This is a genomic window from Nocardia sp. NRRL S-836 (genome assembly GCF_001279525.1).
Classification (GTDB): Bacteria; Actinomycetota; Actinomycetes; order Mycobacteriales; family Pseudonocardiaceae; genus Lentzea.
Window position 1 is genome coordinate 12,131 of the sequence record NZ_LGDY01000069.1, and the last position, 21,034, is coordinate 33,164.

At 71.5% G+C, this 21,034-nt stretch carries 16 protein-coding genes; 10 read left to right on the top strand and 6 right to left on the bottom strand.

Annotation, left to right across the window (positions count from 1 at the left end; all coding sequences use genetic code 11):
- The first annotated feature begins 44 nt into the window (after positions 1 to 44).
- From cysD to ADL03_RS07950, 6 genes are read left to right on the top strand one after another with little or no spacing between them, the layout of a single operon-like run.
- Positions 45 to 938, top strand: coding sequence for a sulfate adenylyltransferase subunit CysD (gene cysD, locus ADL03_RS07925; RefSeq protein WP_255353340.1), 894 nt, complete (start codon positions 45 to 47; stop codon positions 936 to 938).
- Positions 938 to 2,719 (top strand): adenylyl-sulfate kinase, encoded by a 1,782-nt coding sequence (cysC, locus tag ADL03_RS07930; RefSeq protein ID WP_053732713.1) that lies wholly within the window; start codon positions 938 to 940, stop codon positions 2,717 to 2,719. The genes cysD and cysC overlap by 1 nt, the downstream gene beginning before the upstream one ends.
- 55 nt (positions 2,720 to 2,774) lie before the next feature.
- The gene (locus tag ADL03_RS07935) at positions 2,775 to 3,833 is read left to right on the top strand and encodes a DUF1214 domain-containing protein (RefSeq protein ID WP_053732714.1); all 1,059 of its coding nucleotides are present in this window, start codon (positions 2,775 to 2,777) and stop codon (positions 3,831 to 3,833) included.
- Positions 3,830 to 4,978 carry a sulfotransferase gene (locus ADL03_RS07940; RefSeq protein WP_053732715.1) on the top strand — a complete coding sequence of 383 codons (1,149 nt, stop codon included), beginning with the start codon at positions 3,830 to 3,832 and terminating at the stop codon, positions 4,976 to 4,978. The genes ADL03_RS07935 and ADL03_RS07940 overlap by 4 nt, the downstream gene beginning before the upstream one ends.
- Positions 4,978 to 5,757, top strand: coding sequence for an SDR family oxidoreductase (locus ADL03_RS07945; protein WP_231641664.1), 780 nt, complete (start codon positions 4,978 to 4,980; stop codon positions 5,755 to 5,757). Before ADL03_RS07940 ends, ADL03_RS07945 begins: the two co-directional genes overlap by 1 nt.
- Entirely contained in the window at positions 5,754 to 6,221 is a 468-nt protein-coding gene (locus ADL03_RS07950) for an SRPBCC domain-containing protein (RefSeq protein ID WP_053732717.1), read from the top strand. Before ADL03_RS07945 ends, ADL03_RS07950 begins: the two co-directional genes overlap by 4 nt.
- On the opposite strand, the gene ADL03_RS07955 is transcribed toward ADL03_RS07950, so the two are convergent.
- On the bottom strand, positions 6,211 to 8,262 hold the full coding sequence (locus ADL03_RS07955) for a TIR domain-containing protein (RefSeq protein WP_053732718.1): 2,052 nt from the start codon (positions 8,260 to 8,262) through the stop codon (positions 6,211 to 6,213). The genes ADL03_RS07950 and ADL03_RS07955 overlap by 11 nt on opposite strands.
- 140 nt (positions 8,263 to 8,402) lie before the next feature.
- Here ADL03_RS07955 and ADL03_RS07960 point away from each other — a divergent pair, with 140 nt between their 5' ends.
- Both ADL03_RS07960 and rph read left to right on the top strand, forming a co-directional pair.
- Positions 8,403 to 10,028 (top strand): cytosine permease, encoded by a 1,626-nt coding sequence (locus tag ADL03_RS07960; protein ID WP_053732719.1) that lies wholly within the window; start codon positions 8,403 to 8,405, stop codon positions 10,026 to 10,028.
- Between the two features lie 235 nt (positions 10,029 to 10,263).
- Positions 10,264 to 12,861, top strand: coding sequence for a rifamycin-inactivating phosphotransferase (rph, locus tag ADL03_RS07965; RefSeq protein ID WP_053732720.1), 2,598 nt, complete (start codon positions 10,264 to 10,266; stop codon positions 12,859 to 12,861).
- 76 nt (positions 12,862 to 12,937) lie between these two features.
- Here the strand turns inward: rph and ADL03_RS07970 are convergent, their stop codons facing one another.
- The 4 genes from ADL03_RS07970 to ADL03_RS07985 all read right to left on the bottom strand — a co-directional run bounded on the left by ADL03_RS07970 (position 12,938) and on the right by ADL03_RS07985 (position 17,042).
- Entirely contained in the window at positions 12,938 to 13,756 is an 819-nt protein-coding gene (locus ADL03_RS07970; RefSeq protein WP_053732721.1) for a hypothetical protein, read from the bottom strand.
- Between the two features lie 58 nt (positions 13,757 to 13,814).
- Positions 13,815 to 14,564 (bottom strand): bifunctional 2-polyprenyl-6-hydroxyphenol methylase/3-demethylubiquinol 3-O-methyltransferase UbiG, encoded by a 750-nt coding sequence (locus tag ADL03_RS07975; protein WP_053732722.1) that lies wholly within the window; start codon positions 14,562 to 14,564, stop codon positions 13,815 to 13,817.
- Between the two features lie 140 nt (positions 14,565 to 14,704).
- Positions 14,705 to 15,937 (bottom strand): GAF domain-containing protein, encoded by a 1,233-nt coding sequence (locus tag ADL03_RS07980; protein ID WP_231641634.1) that lies wholly within the window; start codon positions 15,935 to 15,937, stop codon positions 14,705 to 14,707.
- A 286-nt stretch (positions 15,938 to 16,223) separates the two neighbouring features.
- Entirely contained in the window at positions 16,224 to 17,042 is an 819-nt protein-coding gene (locus ADL03_RS07985; RefSeq protein WP_231641643.1) for an SDR family NAD(P)-dependent oxidoreductase, read from the bottom strand.
- Positions 17,043 to 17,124: 82 nt separating this feature from the next.
- On the opposite strand from ADL03_RS07985, the gene ADL03_RS07990 reads away from it, so the two are divergent.
- Complete coding sequence (locus tag ADL03_RS07990) at positions 17,125 to 17,742, top strand: TetR/AcrR family transcriptional regulator (protein ID WP_053732723.1); 618 nt, start codon at positions 17,125 to 17,127, stop codon at positions 17,740 to 17,742.
- On the opposite strand, the gene paaK is transcribed toward ADL03_RS07990, so the two are convergent.
- On the bottom strand, positions 17,732 to 19,030 hold the full coding sequence (gene paaK, locus ADL03_RS07995) for a phenylacetate--CoA ligase PaaK (RefSeq protein WP_053732861.1): 1,299 nt from the start codon (positions 19,028 to 19,030) through the stop codon (positions 17,732 to 17,734). The genes ADL03_RS07990 and paaK overlap by 11 nt on opposite strands.
- A 152-nt stretch (positions 19,031 to 19,182) precedes the next feature.
- On the opposite strand from paaK, the gene ADL03_RS08000 reads away from it, so the two are divergent.
- Complete coding sequence (locus tag ADL03_RS08000) at positions 19,183 to 20,841, top strand: discoidin domain-containing protein (RefSeq protein ID WP_053732724.1); 1,659 nt, start codon at positions 19,183 to 19,185, stop codon at positions 20,839 to 20,841.
- Positions 20,842 to 21,034 lie beyond the last annotated feature (193 nt).

Consider the following 21,034-nt stretch of genomic DNA (forward strand, 5'->3'; position numbering starts at 1 on the left):
GATTCATATTGAACGTTGTTCGGTTTGGTTGCTACGGTCGGTGCGTGGACCACCTCGACCGGCTGGAGGCCGACAGCGTCGACATCTTCCGCGAGGCGGTCGCGGAGTCCGAGCGACCGGTACTGCTGTACTCGGTCGGCAAGGACAGCTCGGTGCTGCTGCACCTGGCGCGCAAGGCCTTCCACCCGTCCCGGCCGCCGTTCCCGCTGCTGCACGTCGACACGACGTGGAAGTTCCGCGAGATGATCGCGTTCCGGGACGAGACGGCGCGGCGGCTCGGGCTGGAGCTGATCGTGCACCGCAACCCGGAGTGCGTGGCGCTGGGGATCAACCCGTTCGACCACGGCCCGGAGCGGCACACCGACCTGTGGAAGACGCAGGGGCTGCGGCAGGCGCTCGACGAGCACCGGTTCGACGTGGCGTTCGGTGGTGCGCGGCGGGACGAGGAAGCGTCACGGGCCAAGGAGCGGGTGTTCTCCTTCCGCACCGCACAGCACCGGTGGGACCCGAAGAACCAGCGGCCCGAGCTGTGGCGGCTCTACAACACCCGCACCGCGCCCGGCGAGAGCATCCGGGTGTTCCCGCTGTCGAACTGGACCGAGCTGGACGTCTGGCGGTACGTCGAACGCGAGCGCATCCCCGTGGTGCCGCTGTACTTCGCGGCGAGACGGCCGGTCGTCGACCGCGACGGCGCGCTGATCGTGGTGGACGACGACCGGATGCCGTTGCGTCCCGGCGAGCAGCCGCGCGAGGAGCTGGTCAGGTTCCGCACGCTGGGCTGCTACCCGCTGACGGGTGCGGTGCGCAGTGCGGCGAGGACGGTGGCGGAGGTCGTGGAGGAGATGCGGACCGCGACGACCTCGGAGCGGCAGGGACGGGTGATCGACCACGACCGCAGCGGGTCGATGGAGCGCAAGAAGCAGGAGGGGTACTTCTGATGGAGCTCCTGCGGTTCATCACCTGCGGCAGCGTGGACGACGGCAAGAGCACGCTGATCGGCCGGCTGCTCCACGAGTCGAAGCTGCTCCACGCCGACCACCTGGCCGCTCTCGAAGCGGACTCCCGGCGCGTCGGCACCCGCGGTGGCGAGCTCGACTTCGCGTTGCTGCTCGACGGGCTGGCAGCGGAACGGGAGCAGGGCATCACGATCGACGTGGCGTACCGGTTCTTCACGACCGACGCACGCCGGTTCATCGTCGCGGACACCCCTGGGCACGAGCAGTACACCCGCAACATGGTCACCGGCGCGTCGACCGCCCAGGCCGCGGTGATCCTGCTCGACGCGCGCAAGGGCGTGCTGGACCAGACGCGCCGGCACGCGCGGATCGTGTCGTTGCTGGGCATCCGGCACGTCGCGCTCGCGGTCAACAAGCTCGACCTCGCGGGCTACTCCCCCGCTCTCTTCCACGCGGTCAGCGGCGAGTTCGCCGTGTTCGCCGCGGAGCTCGGCTTCGTGAGCACCACCTGCATACCCATGTCGGCGACCGAGGGCGTGAACGTGGTCGCGCGCAGCGAGCTGACGCCGTGGTACGACGGGCCGACGCTGCTGCGGTGGCTGGAGTCGGTCGACGTGGGCGACACCGCGGACGGGCCGTCGCGGTTCCTCGTGCAGTGGGTGAACCGGCCGGACGCGAGCTTTCGCGGACTGTCCGGCCGGGTGCTGCGGGGCACGCTGCGGCCCGGTGACCGGATCCGGGTCCTGCCGGGCGAACGCGAGTCCACTGTGGACCGCATCGTCACGATGGACGGCGACCTGCCGCGGGCGCCGGTCGGGTCGTCGGTCACGGTCGTGCTCGCCGACGACGTGGACGCGAGCCGCGGCGACGTGCTGGCCGCGGCCGACGACCCGCCGGGCACGGCGGACGCGTTCTCCGCGAAGCTGGTGTGGCTGAACGAGACGGGCCTGTTGCCGGGCCGGCGGTACCTGGCCAAGATCGGCGCTCGCACGGTCGGTTGTACGGCAACGAAAGCGCTCGGCCTCAACGAGATCGGTCCGGCGGACGTGCACTTCGACGCGCCCGTGCCGTTCGAGAGCTACCGGACGAACCGCGACCTCGGCTCGTTCGTCGTGCTCGACCGGCTGACGAACGCGACCGTCGGCGCCGGGATGATCGACCACGCCCTCACGACGCGCACCCTGCACCGGCAGGCGTTGACCGTGGACAAGCGGGCGCGGGCCGAGCGCAACGGTCACCGGCCGTGCGTGGTCTGGCTGACCGGGCTGTCCGGCGCGGGCAAGTCCACCATCGCCGACCTGGTCGAGAGGGCGTTGCACGCCCAGGGCCGGCACACGTTCCTGCTGGACGGCGACAACGTGCGGCACGGGCTCAACTCCGACCTCGGGTTCAGCGCCGCCGACCGGGTCGAGAACGTCCGGCGGATCGCCGAGGTGGCCGCGCTGATGGTCGACGCCGGGCTGATCGTGCTGGTGTCGTTCATCTCGCCGTTCCGCGCCGAACGCGCGCTGGCCAGGGGTCTCGTCGGCGAGAACGAGTTCTGCGAGGTGTTCGTGGACACCCCGCTCGCGGTGGCGGAGCAACGCGACCCGAAAGGCCTCTACCGCAGGGCCCGGCGCGGTGAGCTGGCCGACTTCACCGGCATCGACTCCCCTTACGAGCCACCGGAGCACCCCGAGGTCAGGGTCGACACCACCGTGCTCACCGCCGAGGCCGCCGCGGCGGAGGTGCTGGCCGGACTGCGCGCGCTCGGCGTCTGTTGAACGTTGTCCAAAATCCGGTACATTGCCTAGAACACGTTCTAATCGGGAGGTCGGTGTGCCGGATCAGGCGTGGTCGAGGTTCTGCCGGGCGCTGGAGCAGGCCGGACAGGTGGTGCTGTCGGAGCAGGCACCCGACACGCCGCTGGACCGCGCGGAAGGCTACCGCTACCTCGCCCGGCTGACCCGCGAGATGCTGTACTCCTGCCTGGACAACGCCGATCCCGACTTCCCGCGGTTCCACGAGCTCGACCTCGTCAAGATCGGTGCCGACAACCCGGACAACGTCTACCTGTCGGCGAACATCCGCGGCGACCGCACGTACCGCATCACCGGAACACGGGGCAGCATCGCGTACTTCAGCATCGGCTCGAAGGCCAACCGCTACGCCAAGGACGGCACGATGGCCTCCACCGGCGAGCTGTCCGACGCCGACCTCGTGGTCGCACCGGACGGCACCGTCGAGATCATCGCGAGCCAGCGCGAGCAGGGCCCGAACTGGCTGCCGCTCGCCCCCGACTCGACCGGGCTCGTGGTGCGCCAGACCTACCTGGACCGCACCTCCGAGGTGCCCGGCCGGTGGCACGTCGAACAGGTCGGCGGACCGGCGGAACCAGCCGAGCTGACGCCCGAGTTCCTCGCGAAGGCCCTGCAACGCGTGGCTTTGTCGGTGCACGGCACCGCGGCCACGTTCGCGCACTGGACGCGGACGTTCATGACCCGCCCCAACGAGCTGCCCGACTTCGGTCAGGAGATGTTCCAGCGCGCGGGCGGTGATCCGGAGATCTTCTACCTGCACGGCTACTGGGAGCTGCGGCCCGGCCAGGCGTGGGTGGTCGAGACCGACGTGCCCGACTGCCCGTACTGGAACTTCCAGCTCGGCAACTGGTGGATGGAGTCGCTCGACCACCGCCGCAGGATCACCGTCAACAGGCACACCGCCGTGCTGGACCACGACGGCCGCCTCACGATCGTCGTCGCCGAGCGCGATCCCGGTGTGGGCAACTGGATCGACACCTGCGGCCACAGCTCCGGCACGGCGTTGCTGCGCTGGCTCGGCGCCACCGAACACCCGATCCCGAAGTGCCGTGTCGTCGCCCTGGAGGAACTTCGATGACGGTCACCACCGAGCTGAACGTCGACGAGCTGCTGACGAGGGCCGCGGCCAAGACCGGTCTCGACGACTTCGGCGACGACTGGTTCCGCGAACCGCTCGACGTGCTCGTGACGAGCCTGAACACCGAGGCGTCCCTGTCCCCGGCGGGTCTGCAGCTCACGGCGCACCGGCTGACCGCGTTGCTGGCCGACCGGCTGCGGCTGCGCGCACTGCGGCGCGAGCACCCGGAGGTCCGCGACGTCGAGGTGCGGGTGGCGGCGGAGATCTGCGGCCTGCCGCGCACCGGTTCCACGCTGCTGCACCGGCTGCTGGCCGCGTCCCCGCAGCTCACCTCGACGCTGTCGTGGGAGGTCGCCTACCCGGTGCCGTTCCCCGGCGAGGGTCCGGACGCCGCGGAACGCAAACGCCGTGCGCAGGAACGCATGCAGGTCTTCGCTCAACTCTCCCCCGACTTCGGCGACCTCCACACGGTCGTGTGGGACGGGCCGGAGGAGGACGTGCTGCTGCTGGACCGGACGTTCGTGTCGATGAGCTACGACTCGTTCTACCGGGTGCCCTCCTACGGCGACTGGCTGCGCGCGGCCGACCAGACGCCGGCCTACCGCGAGCTGCGCGAGTGGCTGCAGGTGTTGCAGTGGCAGCAGGAGGGGCGCACACGGCCGTGGGTGCTCAAGTCACCGCACCACCTCACCGCGATCGACACCGTGCTCGACGCGTTCCCCGGCTGCAAGATCGTGATGACGCACCGCTCGCCGGAGCGGGCCGTGCCGTCGTACGCCTCGATGGTGCGCACGATGTCGTTGCAGTACAGCGCGGACGTCGACCCGCTGTGGATCGGCCGCTACTGGTCCGGGCGGTTCGCCGCGACGCTGCGGGGTTTCGCCGCCGCACGGCAGGCCCGCCCGGAGCGGTTCGTGGACGTGCGGTTCGCCGACACCGTGGCCAAGCCGCTCGTCGTGGCCCACGACGTGCTCGGCGCGCTCGGGCTGCCCCCGACCACGGCCGACGGCCAGGCGTTCGCGGCCTACCTGCGGCAGAACCGCGCGGAACGGCACGGCTCGCACTCCTACTCCCCCGAGGACTTCGGCCTGTCCGAGGACCGGCTCAGGCGGGACTTCGCCTTCTACTCCGAGGTCTACCTGTGATGCTCCAGGACGAGGTCGTGGTGATCACCGGCGTTGGGCCCGGCCTCGGCTCGAAGCTCGCCGTCCGCGCCGCCGCCGAGGGCGCGAAGGTCGTGATGGCGGCACGCTCCACCGGCGTGATGGAGCAGGTGTCGAAGGACGTCGCCGCGGCGGGCGGCGAGGCCGTCGGCGTGGCGTGCGACGTCCGCAGGCCCGACGAGGTGGCCCGGCTGGTCGAGACGGCCGTGGACCGGTTCGGCACGATCACCGGCCTGGTCAACTCGGCGTTCGGCCACCCCGGCTTCTCCGACCTGCTCCAGACGCCGGAGAAGGCGATCCGCCGCTCGATGGACATCATCCTGTTCGGCGCGCTGAACGTGACCCGCGAGGTCGTGCCGCACATGAAGGCGGCCGGGCGCGGCTCGATCGTCAACATCGGCACGATGACCACCCGCAAGCCGATGCGCGGCGAGGGCGGCTACGCGGTCGCGAAGGCCGCGATGGCCACGGCGACGCAGTTCCTCGCGCTGGAGCTCGGGCCGCACGGCATCCGCGCCAACCAGGCCGTCATGGGCTGGCTGGACGGCCCCGGCGTGCGGTTCTACCTGAAGTTCACCGCCGAGTCGCGCGGCGTGAGCGAGCAGGACGTCTACGACGAGATCGCCGCCCGCAACCCGCTGGGCCGCATCCCCACCGACGAGGCGTGCGCGGGTGCCGTGCTGTTCCTGTTGTCCCGGCTGGCTTCCGAGGTCACCGGCGCGACGCTCGACGTCAACGGCGGGGAGCACATGCCGGCATGACGCACCCCACCGGAACCCACCTGATCGAGTCCGTCGTCGTGGAGATCGACGCGCCCGCCGAGTTCGTGTGGCAGGTGCTGGTCGACTACCCGAACTATCCACAGTGGAATCCCTACACGCTGGGCGTGGCCACGACGCTCGACATCGGCTCGCCGATCGACCTGACCCTGCCGCGCCCGGACGGCTCCGGGGGCACGTTCGTGAGCCGCGAGTTCGTCCGCGCCGTCGCGCCGCCGCGGTTGCTGCGCTACGACACCGGCGACACGTTCCCCGGCCTGCTCGGCGTGCGCGACCAGTGGATCACGGCGCTCGGGCCGCGGCGGTGCGGCTACCACACCTGTGAGACGTTCAGCGGCAGGTACGCCGACGCGGTGGTGGCCGCACAGGGAGCGTGGGTGAAGCAGGGGTTCGACGCCGTCGCGCACGCGTTGCGCGACCGGGTGGCCGCGCTGATCACGGGCTGACCCGGTCCACCAGCCACGCGGGCAGGGAGACCTGGCCCAGCACGGTCTGCTCCCCGCTGCCGACGGTCATGAGCCTGATCTCGAACGGCCGCTTCGAGGTCCACACGACCCGGTTGCCGACGCCGGTCCAGCCGACGAGGTGGACACCGCCGTCGAGGGCCTCGTCCTGGCCGTGCGCCGTGTCGGTCAGCACCCGTCCGTCCGGCACCGACCACGCGCGCACGTCGTCCCTGTTGGTGGCGGCGATGCTCGCACTGTCCGGTGACCAGGCGAGCGACGCCGCCGAGGAACCGGTGGGGTGCAGGGCCAGCGGTGGTACCGCCTCGCCGCTCTCCGCCTTCCACAGCCGGACAACGCCTCCGGTCGAGTCCGCCACCGCCAGCCACGCGCTGTCCGGTGACCACCGCAGGTCGTCGATCGCGTTCCAGCCGCGCTGGAAGCCCAGATCGGTGCTGGAGGTGAACCGGCCGTCGGCGATCCGGTGGAACACCAGGCTCGACTCCAGGGCGACCGTGGCGAGCCGGCTCCCGTCGGGAGACCACGAGACCTGCTTGACGAAGTTCCGGTGGCCCTGGAACGAGTCCAGCTCGCTCAGGTCCCGGTCCCCGACCCGCAGCAGGCGCACGGTGTGGTCCCAGCTGCCCGCCGCGATCGTGTCGGACCTGTTCGGCGCCCACGCCAGCGCACTCACCCGGCGCGTCAGGCCGGAGAACACCGCCTTGCCCACGAACGGCTGCTCCGCGTCGATCCGCCAGATCCGCACGACACCGTCGCCGTCACCGGTGGCGATCCTGCTGCTGTCCGGCGACCAGGCGATGTCGTCCAGCAGTCCCTGGTGCCCGGAGAACCGGCGCGCGACCCGCAGGCTCGTGGCGTCCCACAGGTACATCCTCCCGTCGTAGTCGTTCCCGGTCACCAGCCACCTCCCGTCCGGCGACCACCGCACCAGGTCCGCGGGACGTTCCCCGAGGTCGGCCAGGTGACCGGCCGGGGTGCTCCACGCACGGCGTCCGACGTCCCAGGTGCGCAGCTCGCCGCGGAAGACGGTGGCGACGAACCGGCCGTCGGGTGACAGCTCGGCACCGCTCAGCGCCCGTGCCGGGTAGGTGAGGTCGGTCAGGCCGCTCCAGCCCAGCGGGGCCAGCAGCGCCAGCACGAACACCGCGACGCCCAGCCGGTGGGTCCGCCGCGGCACCCGTGTGACCGAGTCGCGCAGGTGCTGCTTCTGCAGCTCCTCCAGCTGGGCCGTCATCAGCGGGACGTCCTCGGAGAAGTGCTCTCCCGGCCGCAGCCGCGCGGACTGCAGGTGCGGCAGCACGGCGATGCTCGCGGGCAGGTCCTCGGCCGCGGGCAGGGCGGCGCCGTCCACCAGCACCGGAACGACCGGTTTGCCGGTGGCCAGCGCGGTCTCGACCTCGATCAGGACGTAGTCCTCCCGCTGGCCCGCGCGCTCGCGCAACAGCTCCAGCCAGCGCGGCCCGATGACGACCAGCGCCACGTCGCACCGCCCGAGGACGTCGACCAGGCGGGGCCGGAAGTCGTGGCCCAGCGGCAGCGACCGCCGGTCGAGGAAGATCCGGTGGGTGCCGTACCCGGCGACCAGCCGGTCGTACAACCGGGTCGCGGCTTGCTCCGCGTCGTCCCGCCGGTAGCTGATGAAGACCTTCGGCTTGCGGCGCAGCATGGCGTCGTCACCCAGCCACACCACGACGAGGAAGCTGACGACCCCCAGCAGCAGGCCGATCACCCCGCCCTCGACCGTCTCGCCCTTGGTGAGTGTGCCCAGCGTGAGCCCGGTGGCGGCGGGAATCAGCACGTTGAACGACAACACCGCGGCCGGGCCGAGCGTGCCGCGCAACCAGACCACCTGCACCGCCGCGAACAACCCCACGACGATCAGCACGATCGCCGACACGCTCGCGGCGTCACCGAACTCGTCGCTGGCGAAGTGGAACCACCACACCGCCGCCAGGAACGGGACGAGCACCACGGCGAGCCGTACCCGCAGGGTGCTGCGGAAGGGCCCGGAAACCCGTTTCACACCAGATCGTCGCAGCACGGGGACGACATCGCCGTCGTGGAATCCTCCGTTACCGCGATTCCACGTCGCCAGGGCCGTGAACAGCGGGTAACACGGCGGTCACACAGCTCTCCCCCGCACGAAACGCGGCCTTCCTAGCGTTGCCGGTCGTGACAGCCGACGTGGTGGAGCGCAGCCAGACTTCCGGTACCTCGGGGGAAACCCTGGAGGACTACACCCTGCGGTTCGCGCCGCGCACCTACCGCCGCTGGACCCCCGCGGTCGTCGGCGCGTCGGCGCTGGGTGGCATCGCCTACATGGCGGACTTCTCGATCGGTGCGGGCATCGGCCTGACGCACGGGACCGGGAACGCGTTGCTGGCCATCGGGTTCGCGGCGCTGGTGATCTTCGTGACCGGTTTCCCGCTGGCGTACTACGCCGCGCGGTACAACATCGACCTCGACCTGATCACCCGCGGCTCGGGCTTCGGGTACTACGGGTCCGTGCTCACGAGCGTGATCTTCGCGAGCTTCACGTTCATCTTCTTCGCGCTCGAGGGCTCGATCATGGCGCAGGGGCTGAGGTACGCGCTGAACCTGCCGCTGTGGCTGGGATACCTGCTGTCGACGCTGGTGATCATCCCGCTGGTGATCTACGGGATGAGGGTGCTGGCCAAGCTGCAGAGCTGGACGAACCCGCTGTGGTTGCTGCTGATGGTGGCGCCACTGCTGTTCCTCGTGGTCACGCAGCCGGAGTCGGTGCGGCGGTGGCTCGCCTACGACGGCGGCGGCAACGGGCTCAGCACGGCCGCGGTGATGCTGGGCGCCGGCGTGTGCCTGTCGTTGATGGGGCAGATCGGCGAGCAGATCGACTACCTGCGGTTCATGCCGCCGCGCACCGCGGCGAACAAGCGGGCGTGGTGGACGTCGGTGGTGCTCGCCGGGCCGGGCTGGGTGGTGTTCGGTGCGCTCAAGCAGGCGATCGGCGTGTTCATGGCCGTCTACGTGCTGGACGCGGTCGGTGCGGCGGCCGCGGTCGAGCCGATCGAGCAGTTCACCGGGGTGTTCAAGCAGTTCATGCCGCCGTGGCTGGTCGTGCCGCTCGCGCTGGTGCTGGTCGTGCTGAGCCAGGTGAAGATCAACGTCACCAACGCCTACTCCGGGTCGCTGGCCTGGACGAACTCGTTCACCCGCGTCACCAGGCGGTATCCGGGGCGGCTGGTGTTCGTGTGCGTGAACCTGGCGTTCGCGCTGGTGCTGATGGAGGCGGACATGTTCAGCTTCCTCAACAAGATCCTGAGCTTCTACTCCAACTGCGCGATGGCGTGGGTGGTCACCGTCGCCGCGGACATCGCGATCAACAAGTACGTGCTCAAGCTGTCGCCGAAGCAGCCGGAGTTCCGCCGCGGCATGCTCTACGCGGTCAACCCGGTCGGCGTGGTGTCGTTCCTGGCCTCGTCGCTGCTGTCGATCGGTGTCTACTTCGGACTGTTCGGCGCGGCCGTCCAGCCGTACTCGCCGCTGGTGGCCGTGGGCATCCCGATCGTGGTGACGCCGCTGATGGCGGTGCTCACGCGCGGGCGGTTCTACCTGCGCCGCACCGATGACGGGATCGCCGAACCGCTGCTGGACGCGGACGGCAACCCGAGCGGGACCACGTACGGCTGCGTGGTGTGCGGGGAGCCCTACGAACGGCCCGACATGGCCGCGAGCGCGCGGGGAGGGGAGATCTGTTCGCTGTGCCTGAGCACCGACCGCTCCGGCGCGCACGTCCTGCCCGCGACCTGAGCGGGTGGTGCGGCTCGTGGGTCCGGCACCGGGTCCACGGGCCGTTCCGGGACCTGCCGGGAGGCGGGGAATCCAGAACCCCATTCCTTCCCACTTCAACATATAGCGCACCGGGGGCCTTGCGGCAAGCCCCCCGTCGTGCCGCAGAATCTGCGGCCGAAGCCAGAACCTGCGGAAACACGGCATCGAGAGGACGCTGTGTCCACAGGTCGGCAGACGGGGGAAGGCAACACAGATGGGTAGCCACGTGCTCGGTCTCCAGGAGATCGACCGGTCGCAGGTCGGCGTCGTCGGCGGCAAGGGCGCGCAGCTGGGCGAGCTCGCGCGGATCGGGGGCATCCGCGTGCCCGCCGGTTTCTGCGTGACGACCGACGCCTTCCGGCGGGTGCTGCAGGACGTGCCGGCGGTCGAGGAGCTGCTCGACCGGCTGTCGCGGCTGCGGCCGGACGACCGGGAGGAGATCGACAAGGGCAGCGCGGAGGTGCGGCAGGCGCTGGAGGCGGCCCCGATCCCCGACGACGTGGCGGCGGCGATCACCGGCGAGCTCACCCGGCTGGGTGACCAGGTCGCCTACGCCGTCCGGTCGAGTGCCACGGCGGAGGACCTGCCGACGGCGTCGTTCGCGGGTCAGCAGGACACGTACCTCAACGTCGTGGGAGCGGCGTCGGTCCTGCGGCACGTCAGCCGGTGCTGGGCCTCGCTGTTCACCGAGCGGGCCGTCACCTACCGGCTGCGCAACGGTTTCGACCACCACAGGGTGCACATGGCCGTGGTCGTGCAGCAGATGGTCTTCCCGCAGGCCGCGGGTGTGCTCTTCACGGCCGACCCGATCACGTCCAACCGCAGGGTCGCGTGCGTGGAGGCCGGCTTCGGGCTCGGCGAGGCGCTGGTCTCCGGCCTGGTCAACGCGGACGTCTACCGCGTCCGCGACGGCGAGATCGTCTCCAGGGCGGTCGCGGCCAAGGACCTCGCCATCGAGGCGCTGCCGGGCGGTGGGACGCGCGAGCAGGAGGTCGAGCCGGACCGCCGCGAACAGCCGGCGCTGACCGACGAGCAGGTGCTGGAGCTCGTGCGGCTCGGCCGGCGGATCGAGGCGCACTTCGGCCGGCCACAGGACATCGAGTGGTGCCTGGCCGGCGACGGGTTCCAGGTCGTGCAGAGCAGGCCGATCACCACGCTGTTCCCGGTGCCCGAGACCGGCGACGACGGGAACCACGTCTTCGTCTCCGTCGGGCACCAGCAGATGATGACCGACGCGATGAAGCCCCTGGGCCTGTCGGTGTGGCAGCTGACGACCCCGCGGCGCATGGCGGAGGCGGGCGGCCGGTTGTTCGTCGACGTCACCGCCATCCTGGCCACGCCCAGCAGCCGTGCGGCGTTCCTGGGCGTGGCGGGCGGCTCCGACCCGTTGACGGGTGACGCGCTGCGGACCGTCATGGACCGCGAGGGCTTCCTGCCGCCGCCCCTGGAGGAGGGCGCCGTCCCGCCGATCCCCGGTGCGGCACCGACGACGATCGAGACCGACCCGGACGTCGTCACCGAGCTGATCGGGCAGGCCGAGGCCTCCGTCGCCGCGCTCAAACGCGACATCGCGAGCAAGTCGGGGGCCGAGCTGGTCGACTTCGTCCTCGGCGACTTCCAGGAGCTGCGCCGGGTCCTGTTCGACGCGCGCAGCAGCCAGGCGGTCATGGCCGGGATGCAGGCGACCCGGTGGCTCAACGACAACCTGCTGGACTGGCTCGGCGAGAAGAACGCGGCGGACACCCTCACGCTGTCGGCCCCGCACAACGTGACGTCCGAGATGGGCCTGGCCCTGCTCGACGTCGCGGACGTGATCCGGCCGCACCGCGAGGTCGTCGCGTTCCTGCAGGACGCCCAGGACGACTTCCTGGACGAGCTGGACGGACTCCCCGGTGGGGCCGCGGCACGGGACGCCATCGTGGCCTACCTCGACCGGTACGGCATGCGCTGCGTCGGCGAGATCGACATCACCCGGCCGCGGTGGAGCGAACGCCCGGCCGCGCTCCTGCCGATGATCCTCACCAACGTGCGGAACTTCGAGGCCGGCGCCGGAGCGCGCCGCTTCGAGCAGGGCCGCGAGGAGGCGCGGGCCAAGGAGCAGGAGCTGCTGGAACGCCTGCGCGCGCTGCCGGACGGGGAGGCGAAGGCGGCCGAGACCAAGCGGATGATCGACCGCGTCCGCACGTTCATCGGGTACCGGGAGTACCCGAAGTACTTCATGATCAGCCGCTACTTCGTCTACAAGCAGGCCCTGCTGGCGGAAGCGGCCCGGCTCGTGCGGGCGGGCGTGCTCAGCACCGAGGAGGACATGTTCTTCCTGACGCTGCAGGAGTTCCACGACGTCGTGCGGACGAACGAGGTGGACGACGAGCTGGTCCGCCGCCGCAGGGAGGAGTTCCGGTCGTACGAGGCCCTCACGCCACCGCGCGTGCTCACCTCGGACGGCGAGGCCGTTGCCGGCGCGTACAACCGCGAAGACCTGCCCGAAGGTGCGCTGGTCGGCCTGGCGGTGTCGAGCGGAACGGTCGAAGGGCGCGCGCGTGTCGTCCTCGACATGGCTGACGCCGACCTGGAACCGGGCGACATCCTGGTCACCGCCCACACGGACCCGAGCTGGTCACCGTTGTTCGTCGCGATCTCGGGCCTGGTGACCGAGGTCGGCGGCCTGATGACGCACGGCGCGGTGGTGGCGCGCGAGTACGGGCTACCCGCCGTCGTCGGGCTGGAGAACGCCACCCGGTTGATCCAGGACGGGCAGCGGATCAGGGTGAACGGCACCGACGGGTACGTGGAGGTGCTGCCGGCGACCTGATCCGGTGCCGCGGCACGCGTTCTGACCGCACCCCCGGCGGGCGATCCCGGCCCGTCGGGGGTGTCGTGCCCGGCGGTCAGGGCGTCCGGTCGCCGACCGACACCGAGAAGCTCTCGATCGCGTTGCCCGCACCACCGCGCCACAGGTTGAACCCCGCCTCGACGGCGACCAGGTACCACCGCGGGTCGACGAGGCCGCGCCGGGTCGAGTCCACCGTGAACGCCCGGATGTCCAGGCCGCTGACCGCCGTGACCTCGACGACGCGCTCGTAGGTGATCCGCACGCGGTCGCGTTCCCGGGCGAGCCAGACGTTCCACCGGGCGCCGGAGATCTCGACGTTCTCGGCCACCACCGACCCGCCCGGCCGGATGCCGCCCCTGCTGCGCATCCAGATCACCAGCTCGGCGCCGTCCGGTGTGCCGGTGGCGACCGGTCCACTGTGGAACCACACGACGTAGGCGGCGTTGAAGATCCCGCTGTCGACCTGCCTGGTGACCAGGTCGCTCGTGAGCGCCGGCAGCACCGACACCTGGACCGGCAGGTCGCCGACGTCCGTGCACTCCTCCCAGTGGCATCCCCTGACCAGCGAGGGAGACGCGGCCGGAGCACCCTCCGGCGGCCGGGTGTGGCCGGCGCTCTCGACCGTCAGGGACTGGTCCCCCACGGAGACGCACTGCGGGGTGTCGGCGCCCCAGACGTTGTTCTGCGCCAGGTAGTCCCGTCCACCGGCGGGCGCGGTGTCGGCCTTGCCGCACAACCGGGTGGTGGCGGCCTCCGACGAGCCGGCGGCGGACAGCACCACCCCCACGAGCGCGGCGAGCAGGGCTCCGCCCAGTCCCACGGCCGCGAGCGCGATGGCCGCGCGGAACGCGATCTGAGCATGGGGGCTGTTCACGGAAAAGCTCCTCTCACGCCGCCGGCGGCGCGGCCGTCGTCCGGCGGACCACGTGGGTTCAAAGCCGTTGGGCCAGAAGGGAGTACGAGTTCGGCAGCTGCCCCCGCCACGCGGCCGCCGCGACGTCGTCCGGCCGCCAGAACGGCTCGGCGTACTCGGCGACGTGCTGGACGCGCAGGCCGGCGGAGATCACCGCGGTGATCACCTCGCCCAGACTCGCCTGCCACTCGACCGCTCCCCCGCCGGGGAACGTGTCGTTGACGTGGGAACGGGCGAAGTACCCGCGGTCGGGCCGGATCCGGGGTTCGTCCTCGTCCCAGGTCCACAGCGGCACGGCGGGGTGCGCCTCGTGGACGAACAGGTACCCCTCCGGTCGCAACAGGCGAGCGACGTCCTCCGCCCACGCCCGCAGGTCGGGCAGCCAGATCAACGCCCCCTTGCCGGTGTAGACGAGGTCGGCGCACCCGTCGCGCAGCGGAGCACCCGGCAGCGCCGCCACCACGTACCGGCACGCGACGCCGAGCTCGTCGGCTCTGCGCTGCGCCGCGGTCGCGGCGACCTCGCTGAAGTCGACGCCCAGCACCGTCCTGGCGCCGGCGGCGACGAGAGCGATGTCGTCCAGCCCATGTCCGCTCTGCAGGTGGACGACGTCAGGTGCCGTCCCGAGCACGGGGCGCAGCAGGTCGAGCTCGCTCGCGAGCAGCGCCGACCCGTTCCTGGCCTGCTCCAGCAGCTCCCCGTACTCGCGGACGTGCTTGCGCGACGCCGCCTCCCACGCAACCCGGTTCCGCCCGGTGACAGGATCCACGAAGCCACTGTGAGCACGTTCCACCCGCCGCGTACAGCGAGATTCCGCGTGCCGGTCGATCGCGTCGGCTTCCATCACCGCGGGATACGCGCCCGGCGCCGTGCCGGTTCAACCACCGGGCGCACGACGTGACGCGGCGGTCAGCGGTCGCGGTACGCGGCCAGGCCGCCGAGCTCCTCACTGGCGATGAACGCCGACCGCACGTGGATGAGCGCCTCCTCCGTGTGGGAGGTGCACCCCCACGCGGAGTCGCCCCACGAGTCGGCGAGCTTGATCTCGGCCGGCGCGGTGCACCCGGCGGCACCGCCGAGCTGGCAGCCTTCCGGGTGGGGTGCGGGAGCGTGCGCGGCAGCGGCGGCACGCATCTGGTCGGCGAGCTCGGCCGCGGCGGCGGCGCGTTGCTCGGCCTCGGTGCGCAGTTCCTGTTCGGCGCGCACGGCCTTCGCGAGCTCGGCCATGGCCGACTCCGCCCGCTGCTCCGCCGCACGCTGCGCCTGCTCGCTGTGGTGGCGCTCGATGGCCAGCGCAGCGGTTCCGGCGAAGACCCGGATCAGCGCGAAGTCGCTGTCCCGCGGCACCCGCGGGGTGCGGTGGTACATGGCGAACGTGCCCAGCAGGCTGCCGTCGCGCGCGAGGATCGGCGTGGACCAGCACGCGGCCAGCCCGGCCCGCTGCGCCAGCTCCCGGAAGTCGTCCCAGAACGGGTCGGTCCCGATGTCGGTGACGATGACCGGTTCCCGCCGGTGCGCGGCCGTGCCGCAGGAGCCCACGCCCTCACCGGTGGCGATCCCGTCGATGGCCTCGTTGTAGAAGGCGGGGAGGCTGGGCGCGGCGCCGTGCCGCAGGTGCAGGCCGTCGGGGTCCGCGAGGAGAACGGAGACGAGCAGCTCCTGCGGCGCGAGGTTCTCGATGCACCGGGCCATGCCGTCGAGCACCTCGGCCAGCGGTGCCTGCCTGGCGATCTGCTCCAGCAGCGCGCGGTGCTCGGCCATCAGCAGCTGCGCGTGCTTGACCTGGGTGGTCTCCACCCCGATCACGCGGATCCCGACCACGGTGCCGTCACCGTCACGGCGCGGCTCGTAGGTGAAGTCGAAGAACGCCTCACGCGCGGTCGGACCGGTGCCCAGGACGATGCGGACGTCACGGCCGGTGTACGGCTCACCCGAGCGGTGGACCTCGTCCAGCAGGCCGATGAACCCCTGCCCGGCCAGCTCCGGCACCAGCTCCACCAGCGGGAGCCCGGTGCGGGCCCGCTCCTCGCCGATGGTCGCGAAGAACGCCGGGTTCGCGGACTCCACCACGTGCTCCGGACCCGCGAGGGACGCGAAGACGGCGATGGACTGGCCGAACAGGTCGCGCAGATCGCCGTCCACGGCCGAACCCGCCCCCGTCGGCTCCCCGCCTGACACCGCAACCATGCCGAACACTGCCTTTCGTCCGCGGCAGCGCACGGGGCATCGACCACCGGTGCCGCGGACTGCCGCCGCCCGCTCGCGATCAATCTACGGCAGGGCGCGGCCACCGCCGATCACCTGCTCGTATGATGATCATCTCCCCGCTGCTCCGGACGTCGGAACGCGCTGGGCCGGCGCTCGCCCCAGGGTTCTTCCGTGCGCCGTCACGGCCTGGTGATGGCACCACTCGGCCGCGTCTGCCCGATCACGCCACCCTCGGGTGGTGGCGGCGCACCGTCGCGCCGATGACGCGGTCGAGCGCGCGGTCGGGAAGGACCCGGACCAGCCGGGTGAGCACCGCGGCGTCCCGGCCGACCGGGTACCGGGTGCGCGGCCTGCGTGCGGTGACGGCCTTCGCGATCACCTCGGCGGCGGCCTGGGCGGTCACGCCGGACGACGTGCCGGACGCCATCAGCGAGTTGATCGCCTGGACCAGGCCGCCGTAGCGCCGGTCCTGCTCCGGGGTCATGCGGCCGGCCAGGTCGTTCGCCGTCGCGATGCCACGGGTGGCCATCTCCGTGCGCACCCCGCCGGGTTCCACCACGACCACGCGCACGCCCAGCGGTTCCACCTCGCGGCGCAGGGCGTCGCTGACGGCCTCCAGCGCGAACTTGGCACCCGCGTAGGCCCCGTAGGTGGGCATGGCGGCCTTGCCGCCGACCGAGCTGATGTTGACGACCCGGCCGCCGCCGCGCAGCAACGCGGGCAGCAGGGCCTGGGTGACGGCGACGTGGCCGAACAGGTTGACCTCGAACACGTGCCGCCACTCGGCCAGCGGGAGGGCTTCGACCGGGGCGTTGACCTGGATGCCGGCGTTGTTGACCACCGCGTGCAACGGGCGCTCGTCGGCGGCGACGCGGGCGGCGAGGGCCTCGACGTGCTCGGTGTCGGTGATGTCGAGCAGGACCGGCTCGACGCCGGGTGAGCCGGGGTGGTCGCGGCGCACGCCGGCCAGGACGTGGAAGCCGCGGGCGGCCAGGGCGTGGGCGGTGGCCGCGCCCATGCCGGTGGAGGCTCCGGTCACGACGACTAGTTTCTGACTTTCAGATGACAGTGTCACCTGAACGACGTTATCAGATGACAACGTCAACTGTAGGATGGAAGCCATGGTCACCCGTGCGGAGTCCGCCGCCGCCACCCGCCGCGCCCTGCTCGACGCGGCTGCCGAGCTGCTCGACCTCGGTGGCCAGGAGGCGGTCACGTTGCGCGAGGTCGGGGCCCGTGCGGGCGTGACGCGGGGAGCGCCGTACCGGCACTTCGCGGACAAGGACAGCCTGCTGACCGCCGTCGCGGCCGAGCGGTGGGAGCAGCTCGCCGATCAGGTGCACGAGCTGCGGACCGCGGAGCTACCGCCGGTCGAGAAGCTGCGCGGGGCCCTGCGGGCGCTCGTCGGCGTCGGCCGCGAGCAGCCGCACCTCTACACGATGCTGTTCCGGTGGCGTGAGCACCGGCCGGGGCCGCTGGGACGCCTGCACCGGGAGGTGTGCGGGCCCGCGGGTGACCCGGAGGCGGCCGACCGGGCGGCAGGGCGGTTCCAGGACGAGTTCCTGGGCGTCGTCGCGGAGGTCGTGGGCGCGGACCGGGCGCGGCACCACGGCGCGTTGCTGCTGGCCGGCGCGCACGGCATCGCGGGCCTGGAGCACAGCGGGCACCTCGGTGCCGACAGGTGGCGGACCAGCGCGGACGAGCTGGTCGCCACGCTCATCGGGCTGGTCAGCGCTTAGGGCGCCGGTCCACGATCCGCTTCATCTTGCCGACCGAGCGCTCGATGCCGCCGGGCGCGACGACGTCCACGGCGACGGTGACGCCGATGGAGTTCTTCACCAGCCGCCGCAACGACTCCCCCGCGTCACCGGGCACGGCGTCCTCGCGGTGCTCGACCACGACGGTCAGGTCGTCGAGGTTGCCCGTGCGGTGGAGCACGCACTGGAAGTGCGGCGAGAGCGCGGGAACGCGCAGGATCAGCTCCTCGATCTGGGTCGGGAACAGGTTCACGCCACGCAGGATGATCATGTCGTCGCTGCGGCCGGTGATCTTCTCGATCCGCCGCATCGACCGGGCGGTGCCGGGCAGCAGGCGGGTCAGGTCGCGGGTGCGGTAGCGCAGGACCGGCATGGCCTGCTTGGTGAGGGAGGTGAAGACCAGCTCGCCCTCCTCGCCGTCGGGCAGCACCTCGCCGGTGACCGGGTCGATGACCTCCGGGTAGAAGTGGTCCTCCCAGACGTGCAGGCCGTCCTTGGTCTCCACGCACTCGCTGGCCACGCCCGGCCCGATCACCTCGGACAGGCCGTAGATGTCGACGGCGTGCATGTCGAGGCGCTGCTCCATCTCGCGGCGCATGTCGTTGGTCCACGGCTCGGCGCCGAAGATGCCGACCTTCAACGACGTCGAGCGCGGGTCGACGCCCTGGCGCTCCATCTCGTCGATGATCGACAGCATGTAGGACGGGGTGACCATGATGATGTCCGGCTCGAAGTCGCGGATCAGCTGGACCTGCCGCTCGGTCATGCCGCCGGACACCGGAACGACCGTGCAGCCCAGCAGCTCCGCGCCCGCGTGCGCGCCCAGACCGCCGGTGAACAGGCCGTAGCCGTAGGCGTTGTGCAGCACGTGCCCGGCACGGCCGCCCGCGGCGCGGATGCTGCGCGCGACGACCTGGGCCCAGGTGTCGAGGTCGGCCTTCGTGTAGCCGACGACGGTGGGCCGCCCGGTGGTGCCGGAGGAGGCGTGGACGCGCAGGACCTCCTCGCGCGGCACGGCGAACATGCCGAACGGGTAGTTCTCGCGCAGGTCGGCCTTCGTCGTGAACGGAAGCTTCGCCAGGTCGCCCAACGACTTCACGTCGTCGGGGTGCACACCGGCCGCGTCGAGGGACGCGCGGTAGTGCGGCACGTTGTCGTAGGCGTGCCGGACCGACCACCGCAGCCGTTCGAGCTGCAACGCCCGCAGCTCGTCGACCGAGGCGGTCTCGATCGGCTCCAGGTCACCCGGCTGCGGGCTCAGGTCCAGCATCGCGTCCTCCTCCACCGTTGCCCGCACGGTAGTTGACCGCAGTCCGGACGAGTCACACCGGACGCCTCCGGAAGTTCCGGTTCGTCAAGTTATTGCGTGATCCTGGTCAATTCTTGCAGTCTGGAGGAGATTCGCCGACAAAGGAGTTCGCGATGTCCCTGTCTCGTCGCACGCTGCTCGGTTCCGCGCTCACCGCCCCCGCACTGGGCCTCCTGCCGGCCGCGGCACGGGCGGCGAGCCCGCCGGGCGACGTGGTCGGCAAGATCACCGTCGGGTACCAGGGCTGGTTCGCCTGCCGGGGCGACGGCTCCCCCATCGACGGCTGGTGGCACTGGAACGACGACTGGAGCCGGCCACCGGCCCCGCCGACCAGCTCGGTCAAGGTCTGGCCCGACGTGCGCGAGTACGCCCGCACCTACCGGACCGGCTTCGCCGACCTCGGCGACGGCCGCCCCGCCACCCTGTTCTCGAACTACGACCGGCAGACCGTCGACGTCCACTTCGCCTGGATGCGCGACAACGGCTGCGACACCGCTGCCCTGCAGCGCTTCAACCCGACCGGCGGCGAGGGCCCGATCCGCGACGCCGTGACCACCCACGTGCGCGGCGCCGCCGAGGCCACCGGCCGCAAGTTCTACATCATGTACGACGTCACGAACTGGCAGAACATGCAGTCGGAGATCAAAGCCGACTGGCAGGACAAGATGTCGGCGCACACCTCGTCGCCCGCCTACGCCCGGCAGAACGGCAAGCCCGTCGTCGGCATCTGGGGCTTCGGCTTCAACGACCCCGGCCGGCCGTGGGGTCCCGAGCCGTGCCAGGACGTCGTGAACTGGTTCAAGGCACGCGGCTGCTACGTGATGGGCGGGGTGCCGACGCACTGGCGCACCGAGACCGAGGACTCCCGGCAAGGCTTCGCGAACGTATACCGGTCGTTCGACATGATCTCACCGTGGATGGTCGGCCGGATCGGCACCGCCGCCGACTCGGATCGCTTCTACGCCAACGTGAACACCCCCGACCAGGCCGAGTGCAACGCGCGCGGCATCGACTACCAGCCGTGCGTGCTGCCCGGCGACCTCGGTCAGCGGCAGCGGGCGCACGGCGACTTCATGTGGCGGCAGTTCTACAACATGGTCCGCCTCGGGGCACAAGGCATCTACATCTCGATGTTCGACGAGTACAACGAGGGCAACCAGATCGCGAAGACCGCCGAGTCGCAGGCCGACGTGCCGGCCGGTTCCGGATTCCTGGCGCTGGACGAGGACGGCACCCGCTGCTCCGCCGACTACTACCTCCGCCTCACCGCCGACGGCGGGCGGATGCTCAAGGGCCGGCTGGCGTTGACGGCGACCCGGCCGACCGCGCCGTGGGTCGCGGGCCCACCGGCACCGGACGTCGACCTGGCGGCGGGACGGCCGACCGCGCAAAGCTCGCAGACGCAGCACTACGGCAGCGCGTTCATCGTCGACGGCGACCCGCGGTCCTATTGGGAAAGTGCGAACAACGCCTTCCCCCAGTGGGTCCAGGTGGACCTCGGGTCCGCGGTGGCGGTGCGGCGCGCGGTCCTGACCCTCCCACCCGACCCGGCGTGGGGGCGGCGGACGCAGGTGGTCGCGGTCGAGGGCAGCGCGGACGGGCGGTCGTTCGGCACGCTCGCCGCGGCGGCGGGGCGCGTGTTCGACCCGGCGAGCGGGAACTCGGTGACGGTGTCGTTGTCAGGCAGCCAGGTCCGGTACGTGCGGCTGGTGTTCAGCGGCAACACCGGGTGGCCTGCGGGGCAGCTGTCGGGACTGCGGCTGTACGCGTGAGGCGGTGTCGGCGGGTGCCGAGTCGGCGTCTCGCGGGTGGCGCTGGGCGCCGGGACCGGTGCACCGCAGGACGCGTGGCTCCTCCCGGGCCCGACCTGCGGAGGCGGCGCCGGGCGGCGGCGGTGCGCTGCACGACGCGTCGCCTCACTCCGGGGGCCCGGCCTGCCGAGGCGGCGCTGAGCGTGAGCGCACC

Excerpts from the sequence above, each read along its gene's own strand:
- cysC (WP_053732713.1), top strand. The coding sequence starts at position 938 with ATGGAGCTCCTGCGGTTCATCACCTGCGGCAGCGTGGACGACGGCAAG.
- ADL03_RS07940 (WP_053732715.1), top strand. The coding sequence starts at position 3,830 with ATGACGGTCACCACCGAGCTGAACGTCGACGAGCTGCTGACGAGGGCC.
- ADL03_RS07945 (WP_231641664.1), top strand. The coding sequence starts at position 4,978 with ATGCTCCAGGACGAGGTCGTGGTGATCACCGGCGTTGGGCCCGGCCTC.
- ADL03_RS07950 (WP_053732717.1), top strand. The coding sequence starts at position 5,754 with ATGACGCACCCCACCGGAACCCACCTGATCGAGTCCGTCGTCGTGGAG.
- rph (WP_053732720.1), top strand. The coding sequence starts at position 10,264 with ATGGGTAGCCACGTGCTCGGTCTCCAGGAGATCGACCGGTCGCAGGTC.
- ADL03_RS07990 (WP_053732723.1), top strand. The coding sequence starts at position 17,125 with ATGGTCACCCGTGCGGAGTCCGCCGCCGCCACCCGCCGCGCCCTGCTC.
- paaK (WP_053732861.1), bottom strand. The coding sequence starts at position 19,030 with ATGCTGGACCTGAGCCCGCAGCCGGGTGACCTGGAGCCGATCGAGACC.
- ADL03_RS08000 (WP_053732724.1), top strand. The coding sequence starts at position 19,183 with ATGTCCCTGTCTCGTCGCACGCTGCTCGGTTCCGCGCTCACCGCCCCC.